Origin of the sequence: Streptomyces zagrosensis (assembly GCF_014203645.1) — a bacterium.
Lineage (GTDB): Bacteria > Actinomycetota > Actinomycetes > Streptomycetales > Streptomycetaceae > Streptomyces > Streptomyces zagrosensis.
The window spans coordinates 87,884-111,323 of record NZ_JACHJL010000022.1 but is presented as its reverse complement, the minus strand read 5'-3'; the positions used below and the strand labels follow the sequence as shown (position 1 = coordinate 111,323).

The window sequence follows — 23,440 nt, the reverse complement described above, 5'->3', positions numbered from 1 at the left end:
GTCGAGACCCTGAGAGCAACGAGGAGCACCCGTGCGCACAGCCGACTGCGACGCCCGCAATGCATCGGCCGACCTGATCCTGCGAGGCGGCGTGGTCCACTCCCTATCCCCGGGCGGCGGGGGAGCGACCGCGATCGCACTGCGCGACGGACTCGTCGCCCGCATCGGCGTTGACCGCGAGGTGATGGCACTGGCCGGCGCCTCGACCAAGGTCATCGAGCTCGCCGGACGTGCCGTCCTGCCGGGCATCAACGACGCCCACCTGCACGCCACTTGGCTCGGTGCCATGTGGCCGCACACCCTCTTCGGCGAAGAGGCCGGCCCCGGCCCCGCACCACAGCGGCCACTGCTGGACGCCGCACAGCGTCGCCGTGCGATCTTGCGCGCCGGCGAACTCGCCGCCTCGCTCGGCATCACCAGCTACACGGAGCCAGGCCTTGGCCCCGGCGAGGACCATGGTGCGACCGGTGCCTTCGGCACCTCGGTCGCGCAGCAGTACCGCGCGCTGGCTGCGGAGGGGCTGCTACGGGCCAGGGTCACGGTCCTTTGGCTCTTCGGAGAGCTCGACGGACCGAGCAACCTGGAGAGCTTTCTCGCCGGCCTCGCCACCACCGACGGTGCGACGAGCGACCCGCGCTGGCTCCGGTTCGCCGGGGTCAAGATATTCGCCGATGGCATCCCACCGATGCGGTCGGCCTATACGCACCACTGCTACGCAGACGGCGTCAGCGCCTCGCTCCTCGTGGCGGGCGTCGATGACGCCGACCGTGAAGAGAACCTGGCACGGATGATCGTCGCCGCGCACCGGGCGGGCCACCAGGTAGGGGTGCATGCCACCGGGGACCGCTCCATCGACGTCACGCTCGACGCGATCGAACGGGCCCGCACCGAGCGGGACATCGACCTTGGGCACTACATCATCCACGGCGACCTGGTGACCGGCCCGCAGCTGCGCCGGATGGCCGCGCTGGGGGTGGGCCTGGACACCCAGCCGGAGATAGCGATACGTACCCGCCCCCTGGTGGACGCCGCGCTCGGCCCGGGATCTGCGGCGGCTGCCTGGCCGTTGCAGGCGGCACTCGATGAGGGCGTGCCGCTGTGTTTGACCTCCGACGCACCGGTGCTCTCACCGGACTGGCGGCGCCAAATCGCAGCCGCCGACGAGTGGATGGGGCCCACGGCCGACCCGCGCCGGCGGATGGGGCGCCTGCTGCGCTGCTACACGGTGGAGCCTGCCCGCCAGGACCAGGCCATGTCGTGGAAGGGAACGCTCACTCCCGGGATGGCCGCCGACCTGTGCGTACTCGAAAGCGACCCCCTTGCCCTGGCCCCCGCCGAGTTGCCGGATGTCGAGGTCGAACTCACCGTGGTGGACGGGGAGATCGTCTATGAGCACGGCGTGCGGGTCGCGGTGCCAGAGACGGTCTGACACCGGCGGGCGGTGGCGATTGCGGCGTGCGACGGACTGTGACACTCGCGCCCACCACCCCCGCGACCCGGCCCGGGCAGCCACGGGCGCGGGCGACCCAAGTGGCCTAGCCCGCGGCGCGCTGCGGACGGCAACGCCCCGGGCGGCGGACGTCCCCCCGGGCACGGCCCGGCTAGTGCGCCGCCACCGTCACCGGGCGACGGCGCAGGGCCCAAGCGGCGCTCAGCGCCGCACACGGGGCCGCGATCAGCACGCACGCCCCCGTGACCAGGCCGATGGGCCGCCAGGGCACCATCAGCGGTGTGTCCACCGCGAGCATCGCCAAGCCGGCGTGCATGGTGCCGAGTTGAATGGCGGCCACCGCGCAGCCCAACACCGCGCCGACCACCACCACCAGCACCGACTCGGCGGTCACCAGCCGGATCACCTGCGCCCGAGTGGCGCCGGCCAGGCGCAACAGGGCCAGTTCGCGACGCCGGTCGGCGGTCGCCATCGCGAGGGTGTTGGCGAGCGCGATCCCCGTACAGGTCAGGGCGAGGCCCAGCACCAGCACCGTCCGCAGCCAGGCCAGGCGGCTCGCGGAGGGGGCGGTCGCCGCCAACCACTCCTCGCGGGTGGCGATGCTGGTGCCGAACGGGGCAGCCGCGACGCGGAGGCGATCGAAGGTGGCGGCGTCGGCCGCGCCGGTGCGCCCGATCTCGATGCGATCGACGCGGGCACCGGGGCCGTTGGCAGGCGTGACGTACAGGCCGTTGTCGCCCAACCCGTCGCGCAAGACGGCGGTCACCCGCAGGGTCACCCGGCTGCCGTCTGCGCGGATCACCGGCACCGGGGCCCCGACGGTGGTGCGGCCCCACTCCTCGGGCAGCACGATGCCGCCATCGTCCAGCGCGGACACCGATCCCGCGCGCACCGGCAGCCGGGCGATGGAGGCCAGCGCGGTCGGCTCGGCGGTCCTGGCCTCGGAGTCGACCACCGTGCCGTCCGGCTCGACCAGCGAGAGCGGGGTGGGCGCGGTCGGCGAGACGGTGACGCCGGGGACGGCGCGCAGCGCGTCGGCGAGGGCACCCGGGGACGCGGTGTGCGGCACGGCGACGTAGTCGGCGGCGGTCCGCGAGCGGGCCTCGGCGGTACGGGCCGCGCTGACCGTCTCCAGCGCCCCGGCCAGCGAGCCCGTCAGCGCCACCGCCACCAGCACGGGAGCGGCCACGGCGCCCGTGCGGCGCAGCGCTGCCGACGCGTTCTCCCGCACCAGACGTGCGGCGTACGCGGTGCGGCGGGCCGGCAACCAGGTCAAGGCGCGCAGCAGTGGCCGAGCCAGGACGGGCGAGAGCAGCCCGCAGGCGCAGATCAGCACCATCGGACGCACGGTGTACGCCTTACGCCGCAGCAGTTCGGCGGGGTCGGAGAACAGTGCGGTGACGACAAGCGCGGCGGCGGTGACGAGCAGTCCAAGACCCCAAAGCCAACGGCCCGCGGTCATCACCCCGGTGTCCACCTCAGCGCTGCGCAGCGCGTCCAGCGGACCCAGCCGACCCGCGCGACGGGCGGCCACCGCCACCCCGCCGAAGGCCACCAGCAGGCCCGTCCAGAAGGCGGCGTGCAGCGGCCAGTGCTGCGACCCGAGCGCGAGGTCGGGCGGCGCCATGTCAACGTCACCGAGCCAGCGCACCATCGAGGGCGCCGCGAGCCGACCGAGCAGGCAACCCGTAGCGGAGGCCACGGCGCCCAGGATCAGGGCCTCGGCGAGAACGGTGCGGCGGACCTGCGCGCGGGTGGCGCCAGCCAGGCGCAACAGGCCCAGTTCGCGCCGGCGCTGGGCCACCGCGTACGAAAAGGTGGAGGCGACGACGAACGCCGATACGAAGGCGCTCACCCCGCCCGCCGTGCCGAGCGCCGCCACCAGCGACACCACGGCCTCCCCACCGGGCAGCGCCAGCGCGGTGGCCAGCCCGAGCAGCATGACCGTCATCATCGCGACGCCGAGCGCCAGGGCCGTGAACGCCCCGATGAGACTGACCCAGCGGGCGCGCAGGGACTTCCAAGCAATCGGCAACATCCTCATGCCGCAAGCCAACCCGCCCGAACGCGCCTGATCAGTGGGGCGCGGGTCACTGTGCAGGGTAGGGCTAGCCCCACCGCGCGCGGCCGGTGTGGTGCCTAGGGTGGGCAGGACGGGCCGGACGGGCAGGGCAGGCCGGACGGGCCGATTGGGTCGGGAGGGGCCGGGGGCGGATGGGCGAGAACGGCGTGTGGCGCGCGATGCTGCGCCCGGGGTTTACGCGGTCGGCGCTGCCATGGCGGGCAGCCGGATACCTGCTGGTGAGCGGGGTGGCCGGGGCCTTGTTGTGCGCGGGGCTGCTGGTGGCGGTGGCGGTCGCCGGGGTGTTGGCGGTGGTGCTGGTGGGGTTGCCGTTGCTGGCGGCGTTGGCGTTGGTGGGAGTGCCGTTCGCGGCGTGGGAGCGAAGGTTGCTGCGGCTGCTTGGCGGCGCGCGGGTGGCGGACCCGCATCAGGTTCCGGCCCGCCCTGGCCTGCCTTGCTGGCTGCGGCTGCGCTACCGAGAGCAGGCGACCTGGCGGGAGCTGGGCTTCACGGTGCTGGCCGCGTTTTTGCTGTGGCCGGTGGACCTGATCGTCTTGGGCTGCGCGCTGGTGGTGCCGGCGTACCTGCTGGGGGCGCTGCCCCTGCTGCTGGTGGACGGCGAGCAGGTCAACGTCCTCAAGGTGTGGATGGTCCGTTCGCCGCTCGTGGCTGGCGCGCTGGGGCTCGCGGGTCTCGCGGTGGCGGCGCTGTGCGCGTACCCGCTGACGGCGGTGGCGGCGGGCCGGGCGGCGCTGGTCAGGCTGCTGCTCGCGCCAGGCGGGCAGGAGGTGCGGATCGGCGAACTAGTCAGTTCCCGGGCACGCCTCGTGGACGCCTTCGAGGCCGAGCGGCGCCGCATCGAGCGCGATCTGCATGACGGTGCCCAGCAGCGTCTGGTGGCCCTTTCGATGGCACTGGGTTTGGCCCGTTTGGACGCGCCGCCGGGCAGCGCGCTCGCGGACCAGCTGGACACCGCGCAAAGGGAGGCGGGGGCGGTCCTCGCCGAGTTGCGGGAACTGATCAACGGCATTCACCCCCAGGTGCTCACCGACCGTGGCCTGCCGGACGCCTGCGCGGACGCTGCTGACCGCTCGCCCGTGCCCGTCGAGGTCCGCTTCGACGTGCCGGGACGGCTCGCGCCCGCGGTGGAGTCGGCCGGCTACTTCGCCGTATCCGAGGCGCTGACCAACATCGCCCGGCACAGCGGCGCCGAATCCGCCGAGATTCAGGGGCGCTACGCTAACGGGCTGTTGACCATCGACGTGTTGGACGACGGGGGCGGCGGCGCCGATCCGGCGGGCGGCACCGGCCTCACCGGGCTGGCCGACCGGGTCTCGGTGGTGGACGGCGCACTGACGCTGAACAGCCCGCCCGGCGGCCCGACCCTGCTGCGCGTGGAGATCCCTTGCACCCCACTGAGCCCACCCCACTGCACATAGTCCTGGCGGAGGACGGCGTGCTGCTGCGCGAAGGGCTGATCGGCCTGCTCACCCGCTTCGGTCACCAGGTGGTGGCCGCGGTCGCAGACGCCGAGGCCCTACAGGTCGCCGTCGCCGAGCACGAACCGGACATCGTCATCACCGATGTGCGAATGCCGCCGGGGCAGACGGACGAGGGGCTGCGGGCCGCTGTCGCGCTGCGCGAGCGGCGGCCCGGGCTGCCGGTGCTGGTCCTCAGCCAATACGTACAGCGTTCGTACGCAGCAGACATGTTGGACTCCGGAGACGGCTCGGGCGTCGGCTATCTGCTGAAGGACCGCATCGGCCAGATCGATGACTTCGTGGCGGCAGTCGCCACGGTGGCGGCCGGCGGCACGGTGGTTGACCCGGAGGTGGTACGCCAGTTGCTGCGCCGCCGCCGAAACCCGCTGGAGCGGCTGACGCCGCGCGAGCGCGAGGTGCTGGCGCTGATGGCCGAGGGGCGGTCCAACGCGGCGATCTGTCGTACGTTGGTGGTCTCGGACGCCGCGGTGAGCAAGCACGTCGGCAACATCTTGATGAAGCTGGACCTGCCTCCGGCCGAGGAGACCCACCGCCGGGTGATGGCGGTGCTGAAGTTCCTGCGGGCCTGAACTCGCGCCCCATCAGGCCCGGGACCGGTCGCCGAGGAGGTCAGGGCCTGGCTTCCACCAGCCCCTGACAGTGCGCCGGCGTGCAACCTCCCCAGGCGCTGGGCGACGCGCGGACCGGCACGGCCGCCCGTGCGTCATCCCTCTCGTACGCGGGCGGCTGGCCGAAGTGATCAGGTCAGCAGTTGGCCGCCGTCCACCGGCAGGCTGGTGCCGGTGATGTGCGCGGCGCCGCTGCCAGCGAGGAAGACGGCCGCCGCGGCGACATCGTCCACCGCGGCGAACTTGTGCAACGGGATGCGGTCCTCCCACGCCCGCCGCTGCGGTGAACCCTCCGGCATGCCAGCGGCCATCATCTCCGTGCGGACCGGCCCGGGTGCCACGGCGTTGACGCGGATGCCGTGCTCGGCTAGTTCGATCGCCGCCCAGCGGGTAAGCGCGTCCACGGCCGCCTTGCTGCTCTCGTAGCCGCCCATGCCCGGCGTGGGCTGCCTGCCGCCGATCGAGGAGATGTTGACGATCGTCCCGGCGACGTCGGCCGCGACCATGCGGCGCGCGACGTGCTGGGTCATCAAGAACGTGCCCACCACATTGGTGCGCAGAATGGTGTCCAAGTCGCTGCCGGGCAACTCCAGGAGCTTGCCGTGCACCGTAAGCAGGCCCGCATTGTTCACCAGCACCTCGATGGGCCCGAACTGCGCTTGTAGCGCGTCGAGTTCACGGTTGATCGACGGCTCATCGGTGATGTCGAGAACCCGGCCATGGACGCCCAGGACCTGAGCCGTCTGCGTGACGCGCTCGGCGTCCCGGTCGGCGATCACCACGGTGTCGCCCGCGGCTGCGAATGCCGCGGCCACTGCTTGGCCGATCCCGCCGGCTCCACCGGTGACGAGCACGGTGCGTGTGCGCTTCATCTTCGCTCCCCTCGCGCCGAGACCCCTGTCACGGCGTCAGCGGTATAGTATACAAGCGTAGACAAAAAAGCCGAGGCTTCCGGGAGGAGCTTTGAGCACTGCACAGTCCGTGCCCCGCCGCCGATTGGGGCCTGGTGGCCCCGATGTGCCGGTGCTGGCGCTGGGGTCCTGGAATACCTGGGACCGGATGGATTTCGATGACGCGGTATCGCTGGTCGCGCGGGCCGCGGAGCTCGACTGCGCCTTCTTCGACGTCGCGCACTACAACATGGGCCCGCACGCGGAGAACGCGCGTACCGATCTGATCTTCGGCCGCGCCGTGCGGGAGGCCGGACTCGCCCGCGCCAACTGGCAGTTCTGCGGCAAACTCTGGCTTTGGGACTACCCCACCACCGGGTTCACGCAGCAGCTTGAGACGTCCCTGGAGCGCGTTGGCGTCGAGCGGGCCGACATGGTCGTCGTCGGCGACTACTTCGGCGACCTCGACGTCGAGCGAGTCGTCACCGATGTCGCCGAGCAGATCGACGCAGGCCGGTTCGGCACCTGGGGCGTGAACAACTGGCGGTATGGCGACCTGCGTGCGGCGATCGACTTCGCGCGCGAGCAAGGACTGGTGCCACCCACGTTCGCGCAGCTCAAGTACGGATTGGTGCGCAGGTCGATGGCCGAGGGTCGCTACTACGCCCCACTGTTCGACGCCGGGGAGCTCGCCCTCCAGGCGTCCGACGTCTTCGAGGGCGGCATGCTGGTCGGCAACCTTCGCCCGGGCCGCAAGATCGGTGCCGATGTCGGCGGCATCCGTGAGCGCATCGCCGCGTCCTACGGCGAAGTACGGCACCTGGCCGATGCGTTCGGCGCTTCGCCCGCACAGTTGGGCATCGCCTTTTGCCTGGCCAACCCCGGTACCGCCAACGTTTTGGTCGGCGTGTCCCGGCGGAGCCAGTTGGAGGACAACGTCGGAGCGATCGCCCTGCTCGACCGCGTGGGGCCAAAGGCGCTGCGCCGGGCCGTGGCGGACCTGTGGCTCGATCGCGACGTCGCCGCGGACGGCACCTGGTGAAACAAGACGCCGCCTGCGGGCGTGCGCATACCCCCTCAGCAGTCGTACGACAACTCTTCAGGAGGACACCATGACCGCACCCAGCACGTCCGCCGCGCCCGACCGCATCGTTGACATCGCGATCGGCTACATGGGGGCCAAGCAACTCTTCGCCGCCGCGCGCACCGGCATCTTCCGCGCCCTCGCCGATGGCGAACGCGACGTGGCCGAACTGGCATCGGCGACCGGGGTCAGCGAGCGGATGGCACGGATACTCGCCGACGCCATGAACGGACTGGGGCTGTTGGAGCGCCGCGCGGGCCGCTACCGGCTGGCGCCGGACGCCGCCGCCTACCTGACGGGCGACGGCGAGCTCGACCTCCATCCCTTCCTCGCCTTCCTGAACGAGATCAGCTACGGCCACTGGCTACAGTTCGACACCACCGTTGACACCACCAAGCCCGGTGAGCTGGAGATGGACGAGGCGCGGTGGAAGGCGTTCATGGCAGGAGTCATGCGCTACAACGCGCTGCACGCCGCCATGCTCGCCCGGTCCTTCGACTTCGGCCCCTATCGCGACCTACTTGACCTCGGCGGGCTCTCCCCGGCCTTCGCCATCGGCGCCCTACGGGCCAACCCCGATCTGTCGGCGCGCTTCGTCTTCGACCCGGGGTCATCGGACGCCATAGCCGAAGCGCTCGACACGGCGGGGCTCGCGGACCGGGCGCGGATCGATCCCGCGCCAACCGATACGGCCAGCCCGGGCGGAGACCACGATCTGGTCATGGTCAACCACGTCATCCACCGCTTCACCGCCGAGCAGAACCGCGCCATCCTCGTCAATGCCCGGGCCGCCGCGCGCGATGGAGCCACGCTGCTGCTCCTTGACTTCCTTTTGGACGACGACGACCGCCAGCGTCCGATCGACGCGCTGCACGCGGGGGAGTACCTCGTCATCGACGGCACGGTGGTCTACCCGCAGTCCGAGGTCACGGCCTGGTTGGAGGCGGCCGGATGGCGCCGGCGCGAGGTGCTCGCGCTGCCCGGAAGCCCGCGCGTCATCGTCGCTGAGGCGGTCTGACACACCTCTTGGCCCCTGGCTTAACGACGGCCCCACCCCTGCCAATTTGGCTGTGGTGGGGCCATTGCCTTTTTTGCCGACGTCCGTAGACTAACGGCCACGACACGTGAGATGGCGGGCAGGGGAACTCTTCCGTGCACCCGCCCCCCGTCTTTGGGCCGAGCGTTGCGATGGCGAAGAGGACCGGCGGTTTCCTCTCCCTGCTCAATCTGGCATCAGCGCCCCCTCTTACTTGAGAGAAGATTCCATGCAGAGGATCTGGAGAGCCACACTTGTCGCGGTCATCGCACTCGCGCTGGCCGCCTGTACGAACGCCGGTGCCTCTTCCGGCGGCAGCGGACCCGACGAGAAAATCAAGATCGGGACGCTCCTCGACGTCACCTCCTGGGACCCGGCACAGGCCGACATCGGTTTCGACGGCCCCTACCTGTCCGCCGTCTACGACCCCCTGGTCGCCCTGGACAAGGACTCGCATCCCATCCCCGCACTCGCCACATCATGGACGTACTCCCCGGATCACCTGACGCTCACCATGCGGCTGCGCTCCGGGGTCACGTTCAGTGACGGGCAACCCTTCGACGCCACGGCAGCGGTGCACAATCTTCAGCACCTCAAGGCCGGCGTCCGCTCCGGCCAGACCTACGCCAACGTCTCCGCTGTGCGCCAGGTGAACCGCAACGCCATCGCCATCCACCTGAAGAAGAAGGACGACGCCCTGCTGTACTCCATGGGCCTTGGGCGCAGTTGGATGGCGTCACCTGCCGCGATCAAGGCCAAGGCGCTCAGCACCCGGCCCGCCGGGTCGGGCCCCTACACCTACGACACGGGCAAATCGACGCCGGGGTCGAGTTACGTCTTCACCAGGAAGCCCGGGCACTGGGACCGTAAGACCTACCCGTTCGGCACGGTGAGCGTCTTCCCCATCGCCGACCCGACCGCGAGCTTCAACGCCATGCTCTCGGGCCAACTCGACGTCGCCTACGCCAACGCGGCAGACATCCCCCACGCGAAGAGAAACGGCTGGAACGTCGCATCCAAGGTCGCCACCTGGGTGGGCATCCAGTTCACGGACCGCATGGGCAAGCGGCTCAAACCCCTCGGTGACATACGAGTGCGGCAGGCCATCAACCACGCCTTCGACGGCGCGGCCATCCTGAAGTCGGTGGGGCAGGGCGCCGGGGTGGCGACCAACCAGGTGTTCCCCGCCGGAGACCCCGCGTATGACGCCTCGCTCAACGATCAATACGCCTTCGACATGGACAAGGCCAAGCAACTCATGGCCGACGCCGGCTACCCCGACGGATTTCGCGTGACGATGCCCATGTCATCGATCTTCCAACCGTGGCAGCCCGCCGTCCAGCAGATCCTCGGCCAGCTCGGCATCAAGGTGACGTGGAAGAACCTGTCGCCCGCCGACTACCAGAAGAACGCCGCGACCTATCCGATGTTCGTGGCGGTGGTGGCGCTTGACTCCAACGCGGCGGCGTCGGTGGACGGGCGGATCGCCTCACGGCAGTGGTTCAACCCGAACCCCTCGACCGAGGCATTTCCCGAACTCCACAAGCTCCTCGGCACGATCGGCGCGACATCCGGCCAGAAGCAGATCGCGCAGATCCGCCGGCTCAACGCGGAGGTCACCAACCAGGCTTGGCAGGACGTCTGGTACCAGGCGAACAACACCTACTTCAGCAACAAGGGCATCAAGGTAACCCCGCTCACCGGGATGATGTTCCCGACCCTGCGGTTCATTCAGCGCGGCTAATTCCCGTTTCGGCGGTGGTCGCCCGGTGCGCAGGCGGCCACCGCCCCCAGAGGGGTCCTTACATGATCAGATTCACGCTTCGGCGCCTGTTGTCAGGGGCCATCCTCCTGGTGGTCGTCACGTCCGCCTCATTCTTCTTGGCCCACCTAGCCATCGGCGATCCCACCGCCGGCCTGCTCGGCGACAGCGCCACCCCCGCCCAGCGGGCGGCACTGCGACAACAACTCGGCCTGAACCGCCCGCTCTTGGAGCAGTTTTGGGATTGGCTCTCGCACGCGGTGCGTGGCGACTTCGGGACGTCATGGCGTAACTTCCAACCCGTCTCGGACCAGATCAGCCTGCGCGTGCCGGTCACCTTGTCGATCGTGGTGGCCGCCACGCTCCTCGCGGCCGTGGTCGGGCTCATCGTGGGCATCGCCACCGGACTGCGTCCCAGCGGCATCCTCGCCCGTGTCCTCAAGCTCGCCTCGGTGGTCCTGTTCGCCCTCCCCGGGTTTTGGGTGAGCCTCATGCTCGTCATGGCTTTCGCGATCAAGCTCCAGTGGTTCCCCGCAGTCGGCTACGTGCCTTTGACGCACTCCGCCAGCGGGTGGCTGCGCTCCATCACCCTGCCGTCGATCGCGCTGGCACTCGGCGCGATCGTGATGATCGCCGAACAGCTCCGCAACGGCTTCCTTGAGGTGAACAACCAGGACTTCGTCCGCACGCTGCGGGCCCGCGGGCTGTCCGCACGGCGCGTAACGCTGCATGTGCTGCGCAATGCCTCGCCCGCCGCGCTCACCGTCCTCGCGATCATGTTCGTCGGGCTGCTCGGCGGCGCGATCGTCGTCGAAATCATCTTCAACCTCCCGGGCATCGGCAGCCTCACCCAGTCGGCCTCCCAGATCGGCGACATCCCGGTCTTGCTCGGACTGACCGTCGTGACGGTCGTGTTCGTCGTCGTCGTCAACTTCCTGCTCGACCTGGTGCTCGGGTGGGTCAATCCAAAGGTGCGCGAGAAATGAACGAAGCCGCATCCCCCGCAAAGACCGCACCCGTTTCGGCCAAGCAAGCACTGTGGTCTCGATACCTGCGCCGTCCCATCGGGATCGCCGCACTGGCCGTGTTCCTCCTGGTGGTCATCGCCGGACTGTTCGCCCCGCTGTTCGCCCCACACGACCCCAACTTCGTGGACTTCGCCCTCACCCAGGCACCACCGAACTCCGATCACCTCATGGGCGGCGACTCGGCCGGCCGGGACATCCTCAGCAGACTGCTGTTCGGGGCGCGTACGACCCTTTACGGAGCAGCCGTCGCCTGCCTGACCGGAGTCGTGCTCGGGGTGCCCGCCGGGGTGGCGGCCGGATACTTCGGCGGCCTCACCGACCGAGTCTTCTCGTGGATCAGCGACGGCGTGCAGTCCGTGCCCGGAATGATCGTCCTGCTCATCGTCGCCGCCGGCACGGGCGCGGACTTCACGGTGCTGATGGTGACGGTGGGCGCCTTCATGGCGCCGGGCTACTACCGCATATCCCGCTCGAAGGCCCTCGCGGTGCGCAAGGAGCCCTACATCGACGCCGCCCGGGTCGCCGGGCTCACCCACATCAAGATTCTGCACACGCACGTACTGCGGGCCGTCCACGCACCGGTGATCATCCAGTCCGCTCTCACCGCGGGTATCGCGATGGGCATGCAGACCGGCCTCCAGTTCCTGGGCATCGGCACCGCGTCCGACCCCAACTGGGGCCAGATGATGAACGACGGGTTCCGCACCATGCTGACCCACCCGCTCATCTTGCTGTGGCCATCGGCGGCGCTGGGCATCACGATCGCCGCACTCGCGTTCATGGGATCGACCCTCGCCGACCTGGTGAGCGTGCGGACCGAACCGGCACCCCGCCGCCGCCGACGTGCCCAGCAGCCGAGCGACGAGACGACCAGCAGCACCGGCGAGCTGGTACACCCGGCCGAACTCAGCGCGCTGCGGATCGAGAACCTCCACGTCACCTACGGCACACCGCACGGCGACAAACAGGTCGTACGCGGAGTCTGCCTGGACGTCGCCCCCGGCGAAGTCCTCGGCATCGTCGGCGAGTCGGGATCAGGCAAGTCACAGACCGTGTTCTCCGCACTGGACCTGCTGCCGATGGACGGCCGCGCGACCGCGGACGGCATCTGGCTCGGCGGCCAGTCGGTCGGCGAGCTGCCGCGGGCCAAGCGCCACGCGCTGCTCGGCACCCAGATCGGCTACGTGCCCCAGGAACCGATGAGTAACCTGGACCCCTGCTACACGGTCGGACATCAACTCGTCGAACCCCTGCGGGCGGTGCACAAGCTGTCCAAGGCGAAGGCGCGGGAGCGGGCACGCGAGATGCTCCTGCGGGTCGGCATCACCGATCCCGACCGCGTACTAGCCTCGCACCCGCACCAGATCTCCGGCGGCATGGCACAGCGCGTCCTCATCGCGGGAGCAGTCGCGGGCAACCCGAGCCTGCTGGTCGCCGACGAGCCGACCACCGCGCTGGACGTCACCGTCCAAGCCGAGGTGCTCGAACTGCTGCGTGAACTCCAGCAGGAATACCAGATGGCGCTCGTCATCGTCACGCACAACTTCGGCGTGGTCGCCGACATCTGCGACCGGGTCGCGGTCATGAAGGACGGCAGGGTCATCGAGACCGGCACGGTGGAGCAGATCTTCGCCCACCCCGGCGATCCGTACACCGCGGAGCTCATCAAGGCTTCGCAGGACGACACCGCAAGCCGCGCCGAACTGGACGCGGCCTGGACCAAGGCCGGACGGACGGTGCACACATGAAGACGGACGCGAACAACGACACCCCGCTGCTCGACGTAGCCGACCTCGTCGTGGACTACCGACGCGGACGCACCACCTTCCGCGCACTCAACGGCGTCTCGGTGACCATCGGGGCGGGCGAGTGCGTGGGACTGGTCGGCGAAAGCGGATCGGGCAAGTCCACCCTCGGCAAGGCCATCCTCGGGCTGACCGAGGTGACCTCCGGCCGGATCTCGTTCGCCGGCAGCGACATCACCCACGCCAAGGGAGCCGCTCGGCGTCGCCTGGCAGCCGATCTCCAGGTGGTCTTCCAGGACCCGTACGGTTCGCTAGACCCGACGCTGACCGTTGGCCACATCCTCGCCGAGCCCCTCACGGCCGCGGGCACCGGCCGAGCCGAGGCACGCAAGGCGGTGGCCGAGATGCTCGACCACGTCCGCCTGCCCGCGGACACCGTGACGCGCTACCCCAGCGAGTTCTCCGGCGGCCAGCGCCAGCGCATCGCCATCGCCCGCGCGCTGGTGCGCCGACCACGCCTCATCGTCTGCGACGAACCGGTCAGCGCACTCGACCTGACCACGCAGGCGGCGGTGATCGACCTGTTCATCGACATCCAGCGCGAGACCGGCGTCTCCTACCTCTTCGTATCGCACGATCTGGGGGTGGTACGGCGCATCTGTCACCGCGTCTCGGTGATGTACCAGGGGGAGTGCGTTGAGACCGGGCCGAACGAGACCATCACGCGAAACCCCGCACACTCCTACACGCGTCGGCTGCTCCTGGCATCCCCGGTCGCCGACCCGGCTCGGCAGGCCGAGCGCCGGCGCAGCTGGCTCGGGCTTCGTACGGCGACCGGGTCGCCAGTACCGTAGGGAAAACTATGCCGAAGATTATCGACCACGATCAGCGACGGCGGGAAATCGTCGCCGTCGCGAAAAAGCTCATCATCCAGGGCGGCTTCGAGGCCGCGACCATGAGGAGCATCGTCGCCGAGGCGGGTTTCGCCAATGGTGCGCTGAAGCGGTACTTCCCCAACAAGGACAGCATCGTTGCCGCCACGTTCCAAAGCGTACTCGCGGAGATGAACGAGCGGATCGACGACAGCGATCCATCGCTCGATCCGAAGGAGGCGCTGCGCCGCGACATCGAGGTGACGCTGCCGCTGGATACGTACCGCATCGCCTCCGCCCGTGTGCTGCTCGCGCTGTGGGAGCACTCGGTGGCCAACGAGGAACTCGCGACGCTGTACCGCGAACACCTACACGAGTGGCGCAGACGGCTCGCCGTGCGCATCACCGAAGCGCGGGGCAAGGGCGAGCCCTGCGACGCACCGGCCGTCACCGAACTCGCGGGGGAGGTCATCGGCATGTCCATCGGGGCCAATGTCACCTCCCTGATGTTCCCGGACGGCGCGTTGATCCCGGAGCACCGCGCCTATGTTGACCGGCTGATGCGCAACATCGCCGACTGCACTGACTGAGCCGGCTGCACTGACCGAGCTGACCGCACTGGCTGAGCTGACTGAGCCGCGCCCCCGCGGGCGCGCTCGTGGGGCGTGACGAAGGCCGAGAAAGGATCTTGTTATGGATGTGCGAGGCCGGCTTTTCATCGCAGGCGAGTGGACGGCCGCCGCGAGCACAGCGGAGTTCACCACCTGTGACCCTGCCACCGGGTCGGTCCTTGGTACCTGCGCCGAGGCCGGACCGACAGACGTTGACGACGCGGTCGGCGCCGCACGACGGGCGCTGGAGGACCCCGCGTGGGCCAGGTTGTCCGCTGCCGAGCGCGCCAAGATGCTGTGGCGCCTGGCCGAACTGATCGATCGCGACACCGCGGAGCTCGCGGAGCTGGAGACGCGTGACCAGGGACAACCGCTGGAGGTGGCCCGTACGGTCAGCGTCGCGGGGGCCGCGGAACACTTTCGCTACTACGCGGGCTGGGTCACGAAGATCGAGGGAGCGGTCAGCCCGGTCTCCTATCCCGACACCCTGCACTTCACCCGCCGTGAGCCGGTAGGGGTGTGCGCGCTCATCACTCCGTGGAACTTCCCGCTGATGATCGCGGCATGGAAGATGGCCCCGGCGTTGGCCTGCGGCAACACCGTGGTGCTCAAGCCGGCCGAGCAAACCCCGCTGACCAGCCTGCACTTGGGGCGGTTGTGCGCGGAAGCCGGATTTCCCCCGGGCGTGGTCAACGTCCTCACCGGCGGCCCCGCGACCGGCCGGGCCCTGGTGGAGCATCCGCGGGTGGACAAGGTTTCCTTCACCGGTTCCACCGAGGTGGGACAGGAGATCGTCCGGGCGTCGGCGAACGATCTCAAGCGGGTCACCCTGGAACTGGGCGGCAAGGCCCCCAGCATCATCGCCAAGGACGCCGACATCGACGCCGCCGTTCAGGGCAATGTGCACGGAGCGCTGCTCAACAGTGGGCAGGTCTGCGCCGCCTATGCGCGCTTTTACGTGGACAGCCGCCGAGCGGCGGAGTTCACCGAGAAACTCGCCGCCGCGGTCGCCGCCCTGCGCCTTGGACCCGGTCTGTCCCCAGACACCCAGTTGGGGCCGCTGGTGAGCGAGGAGCACCTGCGGAGGGTGGACGCCATGGTCAAGGAGGGCTTGGCCGAGGGAGCCGAGCTGGTCACCGGGGGAGCACGCGCCGATGGCCCCCTGGAGCACGGCCACTTCTACCGCCCCACCGTCTTCTCCCATGTGCGAGACGACATGGCCATCGCCAAGCAGGAGGTCTTCGGCCCCGTGTTGCCCGTACTCACCTACGAGGACGAGGACGAACTGGCGGCGCGTGCCAACGACACCCGGTACGGCCTGGCAGCCGCGATCTGGACCCGGGACCTGACCACCGCCCACCGGCTCGCAGCAGATATCCGTGCGGGCGCGGTGTTCGTCAACATGCCGCCGGTTCCTGACCCCGCCGCACCCTGGGGCGGATTCGGGGCCAGCGGGTGGGGGCGGGAGATGGGCTCCTGCGCGCTTGATGTGTTCACCGAGACCAAAGGCGTATGGATGCACCATGGGTGATCCGTCCGCCATCCAAGAGGAGAACCAGATGAGTGATCGTACGGTTGCCCACGACGGCGTTCGATCCGCTGTGGAAGCCTATGTGGCGGCGGTGAGCGCCGCAGACCCGAACGCCGTCCGAGCGGCCTTCCACACGGACGCGCACATGTGGGGATACCTCGGCCAGCAGTTCGTCTCGGCGCCGATCGAGGCGTTTTGCGAGGTGGTTGCAGCCGAAGCGGACAACCGCGAGTGGACCCTCGCCTACACCTCCACCATTCGCTCGGTGGAGGTGAGCGGCGACGTGGCGGTCGCCGTGCTGGATGAGTACGGCTACCAGGGTTACGACTTCACCAACCACTTCTCGCTGGTGCGCCAAGACGGCGTGTGGCGGATCGCCAGCAAGACGTTCTTCCGCCGGGACCCGGACCGACCGACAACCCCGGATGCGGCGCACCCTGCCACCGTGATCAGCGACGACAGCCCGCGCTGAGGCGGCCGGCGTCATCGAGTACGCCACTGGGCCCCCGCGGCGTTGCCGGCGCGGGGGCCCTGGCGGGTCATCTCCCGCGCGTCACAGGTGGTAGGCGTACTCGGTGAACTCCCAGTCGGTGACGTGCCGGTGGAAGCGTGCGACTTCGTCGCGCTTGTACGAGAGGTAGGACGTGATGAAGTCCTTGCCGAGTGTCTCGGTCACGGCGGTGTCCGCCTCCAATGCGTCGAGGGCGGCGGACAAGGACGTCGGCAGCGCGGCCGATCTCGCGGTGTCGTAGCCGTAGCCCTCCAGCGGGGCCGGCGGCTCCTCGCCGGCCACGACGCCGAGCAGGGCCGCGGCGATGGTCGCGGCGATCAGCAGATAGGGGTTGGCGCTCGCGTCGCCCAGGCGTAGTTCGAGGCGGGAGCCCGCACCGCGCTCGGGCGGTATGCGGACCATGGCGCTGCGGTTGTCCAGGCCCCAGTCGATGAGCCAGGGGGCAAGCGTGTCGGGACCAAGTCGCTTGTAAGAGTTGATTGTTGGGTTGGCCAGCGCGGTGAGCGCCGGCGCGTGGGCGAGGACGCCCGCCACCGCATGCCGGGCGGTGGCGGACAGGCCGTAAGGCGCCGCGGGGTTGGCGAAGGTGTTCTCGCCCCGGTCGTCCACGCACGACAGGTGGAGGTGGAAGCCGGAACCGCCCGCGTCGTTGAAGGGCTTGGCCATGAAGGTGGCCAGCCGTCCCTCCTTGCGGGCCAGTTCCTTGATCGCGGACTTGAAGCGGAAGGCACGGTCGGCGGCCTCGGCGGCGTCGCCGTGGGTCAGGTTGATCTCGAACTGGGAGCCGTCGTATTCGTGGTTGCCGCCGCTGACGCCGATGTTCAGATCACGCAGCAGGCGCAGCATGTGCAGCAGGTGGTTGTCCCGGTCCGCACGCAGCCCCGCCGTGTAGATGGCGCCGTCGGTGTCGCTGTAGCGGTGCCAGCCCTGCGGGTCATCGGGCGCAGCGTCGCACAGGAAGTATTCCAACTCCGGCCCCACCACGGGCCGCAGACCGTGCTCGGCGCATCGGTTGAGGACGGCGCGTAGCAGGTCGCGGGGGGACTCTGGCGCGGGCAGCCCGGTGGCCGGGTCGGTGACGTTGCCCAGACAGGTGGCGACTCCGGGTTCCCACGGCAGCGCGGTGAGGGTGGCGAGGTCGGGGGTGACGCAGATGTCGGGCAGGCCGGCGTCGAGGCCGCCGGCGACGGAGACCGTGTCGCCCCGAGGGCTGGTGTGGTAGACGGCGCGGCAAAAGGCCAAGCCGTGGTCGCAGGCCGCGGGAAGGTGCTCAAGGAGGATGTCTCGGGCCCGTTCGGTGCCGATGAGGTCGGGATAGGTCACCCGGACGACGTCGATGCCATCGGCGGCCAGTTGGTCCATGCGCCGGCGCACGGTTGGGGTGTCGGATGCGCTCACCGGTGTCTCCTACCAGGGAAAAGGGGCGCCTCCCAGGGCTTGAGGGCGCTGGGGGAGAGGGAGGAAGAGGGGGGCCTCGCACTGCGGTGGGCAGGAGGCCGAGGTTGTTTGGTGTCAAACGGTAGGGAGGTTGGGTGCTCACGTGCAAGAGGTTCGTCGTAGAAATTATCCATCCGGATAGCTATTGACCGAGGGTCCGCCGCTTCTTATCTTGTTTGAAGCCAAACGAGTTACGGTGCCCGCCGTCCCGCTGGCCGGGGCCCGGCCTTCATGGTCCGGGCCCCTACCTCCCCTTTTCTCTCCCCTGATGCCTCCTCAGCACTCCGCCAGGAGGCTCGGGCCGGCTGGTCGGTACCTCGCCCTCGCAGGCCAGGTGGCCGTGGTGGCCGCGGCCCGCTACCGCGCCCCTGCCTTCTTCAGCAGCCCGCCCTGACCGTTCAGTCCTCAAGGAGCCCCCATGACCAGCGTCCGTGGATACTTCCACCCCAAGACCGCGACGGGCGCCTCATCGTTGATCCCCTCGCCTCCGTGGCGCTACTCGGGCGATCTGCTGACCGTCGAGTACCGCACGGACCCGGCACGCGTGCGTGAGCTGCTGCCCGAACCGCTGGAGCTCGCGGCCGAAGACCCCGGCGCGGTCGCGCTGATCTGGGCCGACTGGCAGTCGTGCGCCGCCTCGGGACAGGAGCTGCTCGACCCGGTGCTGGCCCAGTACAAGGAGGCGTTCGTCGTCGTCCGTTGCACGTACGGAGGGCAGACCTACACCCGCTGTGTCTACATCTGGGTCGACAAGGACTTCGCCATCGCCCGCGGCCTACACCAGGGCTACCCGAAGAAGTTCGGCTCCCTTCACCAGACCCGCCCCCATCCCTACGGGCCCGCCCCACGGATCGAGGCCGGCGCTCGTTTCGGCGCCACCCTCGCCGCCGCTGACCGGCGGCTCGCCCAGGCCATCGTCACCCTGCGTGAGCCGTCCCAGACGAACGGATTCGTCAACGGCCATCCGATGGCCCACCACCGTTGGCTGCCCTCCATCGAGAAGGGCGGGGGCCTGGCTCTAGACGAACTGGTCGAGTCCGGCGCCGCCTCCTTCGAGGGCGGGCAGCCCTGGGTGGGGGACGCCGAGTTGGAGCTGTTCCAGGCGCCCACGGAGGAGTTGGCCCGCCTGGAAATCCATGAGCCGATCGCCGCCTACTACCAGCAGGTCGGCGTGGTGTGGGACGGCGGCCGACTTCTGGAGTCGAACACCTCAGGCGCCCAGTGACCGCACCGCAGCGCAGCGCAATGACTGTCAGGAGTACGAGGCCATGAGCGAACACCACACCACCGTCGCCGAAGTCACTATCGACACCCGGCACTGGATCGGCGGCCAACGGGTCGCCTCCACCCATACCTTCACCGATACCTCGCCCATCGACGGCGCCACACTCGGGGAGATATCCCGGGGCACTCCGAGGGAGGCAGATGCGGCCGTAGCCGCCGCCAAGGCCGCCTTCCCCGGCTGGGCCGCCACCCCACGCGCCGAGCGCGCCCGCATCCTGCACGCCATCGCCGACGCAGTCGAAAAGCACCTCGAAGAGTTGGCGATCGTCGAGACCATGGACAACGGCGCACTTTTGCGCTCCCACCGGCGCGGTGTCATGCCCCGCGTCGCCCACAACTTCCGCTTCTTCGCCGACTGGCTGCTGACCTTGGAGCACGAGGACTTCACCACGCGTGGCCATACCAATCACGTCACCTGGGACCCGGCCGGCCCGTGCGTACTGATCACACCCTGGAACGCGCCGCTGATGCTCGCGACCTGGAAGGTTGCCCCGGCGCTCGCCGCCGGCAACACGGTCGTGCTCAAGCCTGCCGAGTGGTCACCGCTGACCGCCTCACTGCTCGCCGACATCGCTGCCGAAGCCGGACTTCCGGCCGGCGTCCTGAACGTCGTGCAGGGCTACGGCTCCGAGATCGGTGACGCCCTCACCTCACACCCGGACGTACGCCGCATCAGCTTCACCGGGTCCGTGCCGACCGCGCGGCACATCGCCGCGTCGGCCGCAGCGAACCTCACTCCCCTCAGCCTTGAACTCGGCGGGAAGTCTCCGCTGCTGGTCTTCGCCGACGCGGATGTGGACCTCGCCGTAGACCTCGCCATCGAGCAGTACGACAACGCCGGCCAGGTATGCCTAGCAGCCGCACGCCTCCTCGTAGAAGAAGCCGTGGTCGAAGAGTTCACGCGCCGGTTCGTCGCCAAGGCGGCCCAGCTTCGGCAGGGCGACCCACGCGACGAGGCCACCGACATCGGCCCCAACATCCACCCCCGCCAGGTGGAGAAGATCGACGGCTTCGTGCAGCGGGCGCTTGCGTCCGGCGCGCGCGCGGTCATCGGCGGGCACCGGGGCGAGGGGCAGCATTACGCGCCCACCCTGTTGACCGACGTACGGCAAGATGCCGAGATCGTGCAAGAGGAGGTCTTCGGCCCCGTTTTGACCTTGCAAACCTTCACCACCGATGACGAGGCCGTCCGCTTGGCCAACGACACCCGCTTCGGGCTGGCCGCCACCGTAGCCACCGGCGACCTTGAGCGCGCCGGGCGGGTCAGCGCCCAATTGGTTGCGGGCACCGTCTGGGTCAACTGCTTCTTCGTCCGCGACCTCAAGGCGCCGTTCGGCGGCTCGCGCCACTCCGGCGTCGGCCGCGAGGGCGGCACGTGGAGTTTCGACTTCTACTGCGACCTCAAGAACACGGTCACCGCTGCGAAGGGTTGGCAAGACCATGGGTGAAATCGTCGGGGCGGGCCTGCTCGCCCACGTCCCCACCATCGTGCTCCCAAAAAAGACCCGACTGGAGCTCAACGAGGGCAAGGAGGTCACCCTCGTCACCGGCCTGGAGCAACTGCGTAAGGACGTTTTCGAGCGGGACGATTACGACACCGTCCTCGTCATGGACTCCCACTGGGCGACCACTGTCGAGTTCGTCGTCGCCGCCCAGTCCCGCCGCAGTGGCCTGTACACCTCCGAGGAACTGCCGCGCGGCATGTGCCGTACGCCCTACGACTTCCTCGGAGACCCCGAACTCGCCCACAACATCGCCTCGTTCGCCGGCAAGCACGGCACCTGGATCACCGCGATCGACGATGCGTACCTGCCGATCTACTACGCCACGCTCAATCTATGGAAGTTCCTCGGCAAAGGTCTGCCCGACAAACGCTGGATGACGATCGGCGTGTGCCAAACCGGCGACATGGAGGACCACTTGCGCCTCGGTCGCGCCGTGGCTGACGCCATCGCCGCCACGCCGGGCCGGCGTGTCCTGCTGATCGCCTCCGGAGCCCTGTCGCACACCTTCTGGCCGCTGCGCGAACTGCGCGACCACGAGGCCAGCGACCCGGCGCACATCTTCTCCCCCCAAGCGCGGGCAGCCGATCAAGAGCGCATCGCCTGGTTTACCCAGGGCCGCCACGACAAGGTCCTCGACACCATGGACGCGTTCTGGAAGGTCAAGCCGGAGGCGAAGTTCTTCCACTACCTGATGTTGGCCGGAGCCCTCGGCGAGCAGGCGTGCACCGCGAAGGGCCGGCAGTACGGCGAGTACGAGAACTCCGTTGGCACCGGACAGGCGCACCTGTGGTTCGACCGCCCCGCCGACGGTTGGACCGGCACCGGCCTACCCGCCGCGTCCGCCTCCCCGCACCCCGTCTAGAAAGGCTCCCGTCATGCCCGAGTACCGCCGCATCCTCCTCGACGGCGCCGCAACGGAGACCCTCCGCGACGGCGACGAACTGGTCGCCGGAGACGGGCGACGCGTCAGGATCAAGGACGCGCACCACCTGCCGCCGGTCATGCCGTCCAAGGTGATCGCGGTCCACCTCAACCACCGCAGCCGGGTGGACGAGTTCCAGATTGACCTGCCGGACAGCCCCACGTACTTCCACAAGCCGACCTCGGCGCTGAACAGCCACCGGGGCGCGATCGTTCGCCCCGAAGGCTGCAAGTGGCTCAACTACGAGGGGGAGGTCGCCATCGTCATCAAGAAGACCGCTCGCAACATCTCCCCGGCCCAGGCGGGCGAGTACATCGCCGGCTACACCGTGGCCAACGACTACGGCCTGCACGACTTCCGGGACACCGACGCGGGCTCCATGCTCAGAGTCAAGGGCTCCGACACCTTGTGCCCGCTGGGCCCCGGCCTGGTCACTGACTGGGATTTTCGCGGCAAGCGGCTGCGGACCACGGTAAACGGGAAGGTCGTCCAGGACGGCTCCACCGACGAGATGACCTGGGACATGCACTACCTCGTCGCCGACATAGCCCGCACCATCACCCTGTGCCCCGGGGACGTGCTGCTGTCCGGAACCCCGGCTAATTCCCGGCCGGTGCAACCGGGCGACGTGGTCGAGGTAGAGGTCGAGGGACTCGGCCGCCTCACCAATCACATCGTCACCGGCCCCACCGCCATCCGCGCCGATGTCGGAGCCCAGCCGACCGAGTCCGAGGAGGTGCTGTCCACCGCCCTCGGCGGCGACTGGGAGTTTCGTGGCATCAGGCCGCCGAAGCGCTGAGCGGCCCGCCGCCGGTAGGGTCGGCGTCATGACCGACCCCGTCGAGCCCACTGGCGCATGCGGCACCCGCAAGCGCGTGACGAACTACGGGACGGGTCGGGTCGCCCTGCTGGACGCCGCAGTACGCGTAGTGGCGCGAAGTGGTCTGCGCAAGCTGACCTACCGGGCCGTCGCCGAGGAGGCCGGGGTTACCCACGGGCTCGTCGTCCACCACTTCGGCTCCCGCGACGCGCTCATCGAAGCGGCCGTCAACCATGCCATCCACTCCTCGCTCCGTGTCAACGCCCTCAACACCGGCACCGGCACGGCGGAGGACTTCGCCGCCAATCTGGGAGGGATGGTGGCGGCAGGGCCGGACGTGCAGGCGTTCCAGTACGAACTGCTCCTAGAGGCCAGGCGCCGACCGGAGCTGATGCCCCAGCTGCGCGGCCTGTACGAGGAGTATTTCGACGCCGCGCAGCGCGAGCTCGCCCGCGTACTCGCCCGGCCGATCGACCGGGGGCTGTCACGACTGGTCTTCGCCGCACTGGAGGGGCTCGTACTCCACCAGCTCGTCTTCGGTGAGCGAGACGTGACCGAAGAGGCGCTGTCGGAGCTGCGGGCGCTGCTGGTGAAACTGACCGCGGACGCTACCGACGCCACCGTCACCGACGTCACCGTCACCGTCACCGACGCCACCGTCACCGACGCCACCGCCACCGCCACCGTCACCGACGCCGACAATACGGCCCGCGCCGACAACGCCGCCGCCGACAACTGAACCGCACCGTTGCGGCTCGACCTACCCACCGGGGGTCTTTT

At 69.4% G+C, this 23,440-nt stretch carries 20 protein-coding genes; 17 read left to right on the top strand and 3 right to left on the bottom strand.

Translation table 11 applies throughout. The annotated features are described in order from the left end of the window. The first annotated feature begins 31 nt into the window (after positions 1 to 31). The gene (locus FHS42_RS30565; protein ID WP_184578179.1) at positions 32 to 1,429 is read left to right on the top strand and encodes an amidohydrolase; all 1,398 of its coding nucleotides are present in this window, start codon (positions 32 to 34) and stop codon (positions 1,427 to 1,429) included. A gap of 172 nt (positions 1,430 to 1,601) precedes the next feature. On the opposite strand, the gene FHS42_RS30560 is transcribed toward FHS42_RS30565, so the two are convergent. Beyond that, a complete protein-coding gene (locus FHS42_RS30560; RefSeq protein WP_184578176.1) occupies positions 1,602 to 3,494 on the bottom strand; it encodes an FtsX-like permease family protein in 1,893 nt (630 codons plus the stop codon). Between the two features lie 170 nt (positions 3,495 to 3,664). On the opposite strand from FHS42_RS30560, the gene FHS42_RS30555 reads away from it, so the two are divergent. Further along, complete coding sequence (locus FHS42_RS30555) at positions 3,665 to 4,951, top strand: sensor histidine kinase (RefSeq protein ID WP_246495635.1); 1,287 nt, start codon at positions 3,665 to 3,667, stop codon at positions 4,949 to 4,951. Then, a complete protein-coding gene (locus FHS42_RS30550) occupies positions 4,918 to 5,583 on the top strand; it encodes a response regulator transcription factor (RefSeq protein WP_184578173.1) in 666 nt (221 codons plus the stop codon). The genes FHS42_RS30555 and FHS42_RS30550 overlap by 34 nt, the downstream gene beginning before the upstream one ends. A gap of 170 nt (positions 5,584 to 5,753) precedes the next feature. Here the strand turns inward: FHS42_RS30550 and FHS42_RS30545 are convergent, their stop codons facing one another. Next, on the bottom strand, positions 5,754 to 6,494 hold the full coding sequence (locus tag FHS42_RS30545; protein ID WP_184578170.1) for an SDR family NAD(P)-dependent oxidoreductase: 741 nt from the start codon (positions 6,492 to 6,494) through the stop codon (positions 5,754 to 5,756). Positions 6,495 to 6,585: 91 nt separating this feature from the next. Here FHS42_RS30545 and FHS42_RS30540 point away from each other — a divergent pair, with 91 nt between their 5' ends. The 9 genes from FHS42_RS30540 (at position 6,586) to FHS42_RS30500 (ending at position 16,653) form a co-directional block, all read left to right on the top strand. Beyond that, entirely contained in the window at positions 6,586 to 7,554 is a 969-nt protein-coding gene (locus FHS42_RS30540) for an aldo/keto reductase (protein WP_246495634.1), read from the top strand. 70 nt (positions 7,555 to 7,624) lie between these two features. Continuing rightward, entirely contained in the window at positions 7,625 to 8,614 is a 990-nt protein-coding gene (locus FHS42_RS30535) for a methyltransferase (protein WP_184578167.1), read from the top strand. Between the two features lie 247 nt (positions 8,615 to 8,861). After that, a complete protein-coding gene (locus FHS42_RS30530) occupies positions 8,862 to 10,376 on the top strand; it encodes an ABC transporter substrate-binding protein (RefSeq protein WP_184578164.1) in 1,515 nt (504 codons plus the stop codon). 62 nt (positions 10,377 to 10,438) lie between these two features. After that, on the top strand, positions 10,439 to 11,380 hold the full coding sequence (locus FHS42_RS30525) for an ABC transporter permease (protein WP_184578161.1): 942 nt from the start codon (positions 10,439 to 10,441) through the stop codon (positions 11,378 to 11,380). Then, complete coding sequence (locus FHS42_RS30520; RefSeq protein WP_184578158.1) at positions 11,377 to 13,170, top strand: dipeptide/oligopeptide/nickel ABC transporter permease/ATP-binding protein; 1,794 nt, start codon at positions 11,377 to 11,379, stop codon at positions 13,168 to 13,170. The genes FHS42_RS30525 and FHS42_RS30520 overlap by 4 nt, the downstream gene beginning before the upstream one ends. After that, positions 13,167 to 14,021, top strand: a complete 855-nt coding sequence (locus tag FHS42_RS30515; protein WP_184578155.1) for an ATP-binding cassette domain-containing protein — start codon at positions 13,167 to 13,169, stop codon at positions 14,019 to 14,021. Before FHS42_RS30520 ends, FHS42_RS30515 begins: the two co-directional genes overlap by 4 nt. 8 nt (positions 14,022 to 14,029) lie before the next feature. Continuing rightward, a complete protein-coding gene (locus FHS42_RS30510; RefSeq protein WP_184578152.1) occupies positions 14,030 to 14,629 on the top strand; it encodes a TetR/AcrR family transcriptional regulator in 600 nt (199 codons plus the stop codon). A 103-nt stretch (positions 14,630 to 14,732) separates the two neighbouring features. After that, complete coding sequence (locus FHS42_RS30505) at positions 14,733 to 16,181, top strand: aldehyde dehydrogenase family protein (protein ID WP_184578149.1); 1,449 nt, start codon at positions 14,733 to 14,735, stop codon at positions 16,179 to 16,181. A gap of 28 nt (positions 16,182 to 16,209) precedes the next feature. Then, positions 16,210 to 16,653: a nuclear transport factor 2 family protein gene (locus FHS42_RS30500; protein ID WP_184578144.1), complete on the top strand. Its 444-nt coding sequence runs from the start codon at positions 16,210 to 16,212 to the stop codon at positions 16,651 to 16,653. Positions 16,654 to 16,734: 81 nt separating this feature from the next. On the opposite strand, the gene FHS42_RS30495 is transcribed toward FHS42_RS30500, so the two are convergent. Further along, positions 16,735 to 18,090 (bottom strand): glutamine synthetase family protein, encoded by a 1,356-nt coding sequence (locus FHS42_RS30495; protein WP_184578141.1) that lies wholly within the window; start codon positions 18,088 to 18,090, stop codon positions 16,735 to 16,737. Positions 18,091 to 18,547: 457 nt separating this feature from the next. Between FHS42_RS30495 and FHS42_RS30490 the strand changes: the two genes are divergently transcribed. The 5 genes from FHS42_RS30490 to FHS42_RS30470 are packed head-to-tail and all read left to right on the top strand — an operon-like array spanning position 18,548 to position 23,399. After that, a complete protein-coding gene (locus FHS42_RS30490; protein WP_184578138.1) occupies positions 18,548 to 19,354 on the top strand; it encodes an acetoacetate decarboxylase family protein in 807 nt (268 codons plus the stop codon). 43 nt (positions 19,355 to 19,397) lie between these two features. Continuing rightward, complete coding sequence (locus tag FHS42_RS30485; protein ID WP_184578135.1) at positions 19,398 to 20,861, top strand: aldehyde dehydrogenase; 1,464 nt, start codon at positions 19,398 to 19,400, stop codon at positions 20,859 to 20,861. Further along, on the top strand, positions 20,854 to 21,780 hold the full coding sequence (locus FHS42_RS30480) for a 3,4-dihydroxyphenylacetate 2,3-dioxygenase (protein ID WP_184578132.1): 927 nt from the start codon (positions 20,854 to 20,856) through the stop codon (positions 21,778 to 21,780). The genes FHS42_RS30485 and FHS42_RS30480 overlap by 8 nt, the downstream gene beginning before the upstream one ends. A 13-nt stretch (positions 21,781 to 21,793) precedes the next feature. Continuing rightward, positions 21,794 to 22,639 (top strand): fumarylacetoacetate hydrolase family protein, encoded by an 846-nt coding sequence (locus tag FHS42_RS30475; RefSeq protein ID WP_184578129.1) that lies wholly within the window; start codon positions 21,794 to 21,796, stop codon positions 22,637 to 22,639. A gap of 28 nt (positions 22,640 to 22,667) precedes the next feature. Beyond that, positions 22,668 to 23,399: a TetR/AcrR family transcriptional regulator gene (locus FHS42_RS30470; RefSeq protein ID WP_184578126.1), complete on the top strand. Its 732-nt coding sequence runs from the start codon at positions 22,668 to 22,670 to the stop codon at positions 23,397 to 23,399. Positions 23,400 to 23,440 lie beyond the last annotated feature (41 nt).

Excerpts from the sequence above, each read along its gene's own strand:
- FHS42_RS30470 (WP_184578126.1), top strand. The coding sequence starts at position 22,668 with ATGACCGACCCCGTCGAGCCCACTGGCGCATGCGGCACCCGCAAGCGC.
- FHS42_RS30475 (WP_184578129.1), top strand. The coding sequence starts at position 21,794 with ATGCCCGAGTACCGCCGCATCCTCCTCGACGGCGCCGCAACGGAGACC.
- FHS42_RS30545 (WP_184578170.1), bottom strand. The coding sequence starts at position 6,494 with ATGAAGCGCACACGCACCGTGCTCGTCACCGGTGGAGCCGGCGGGATC.
- FHS42_RS30530 (WP_184578164.1), top strand. The coding sequence starts at position 8,862 with ATGCAGAGGATCTGGAGAGCCACACTTGTCGCGGTCATCGCACTCGCG.
- FHS42_RS30535 (WP_184578167.1), top strand. The coding sequence starts at position 7,625 with ATGACCGCACCCAGCACGTCCGCCGCGCCCGACCGCATCGTTGACATC.
- FHS42_RS30480 (WP_184578132.1), top strand. The coding sequence starts at position 20,854 with ATGGGTGAAATCGTCGGGGCGGGCCTGCTCGCCCACGTCCCCACCATC.
- FHS42_RS30500 (WP_184578144.1), top strand. The coding sequence starts at position 16,210 with ATGAGTGATCGTACGGTTGCCCACGACGGCGTTCGATCCGCTGTGGAA.
- FHS42_RS30560 (WP_184578176.1), bottom strand. The coding sequence starts at position 3,494 with ATGAGGATGTTGCCGATTGCTTGGAAGTCCCTGCGCGCCCGCTGGGTC.
- FHS42_RS30505 (WP_184578149.1), top strand. The coding sequence starts at position 14,733 with ATGGATGTGCGAGGCCGGCTTTTCATCGCAGGCGAGTGGACGGCCGCC.
- FHS42_RS30525 (WP_184578161.1), top strand. The coding sequence starts at position 10,439 with ATGATCAGATTCACGCTTCGGCGCCTGTTGTCAGGGGCCATCCTCCTG.
- FHS42_RS30520 (WP_184578158.1), top strand. The coding sequence starts at position 11,377 with ATGAACGAAGCCGCATCCCCCGCAAAGACCGCACCCGTTTCGGCCAAG.
- FHS42_RS30515 (WP_184578155.1), top strand. The coding sequence starts at position 13,167 with ATGAAGACGGACGCGAACAACGACACCCCGCTGCTCGACGTAGCCGAC.
- FHS42_RS30510 (WP_184578152.1), top strand. The coding sequence starts at position 14,030 with ATGCCGAAGATTATCGACCACGATCAGCGACGGCGGGAAATCGTCGCC.
- FHS42_RS30555 (WP_246495635.1), top strand. The coding sequence starts at position 3,665 with ATGGGCGAGAACGGCGTGTGGCGCGCGATGCTGCGCCCGGGGTTTACG.
- FHS42_RS30485 (WP_184578135.1), top strand. The coding sequence starts at position 19,398 with ATGAGCGAACACCACACCACCGTCGCCGAAGTCACTATCGACACCCGG.
- FHS42_RS30490 (WP_184578138.1), top strand. The coding sequence starts at position 18,548 with ATGACCAGCGTCCGTGGATACTTCCACCCCAAGACCGCGACGGGCGCC.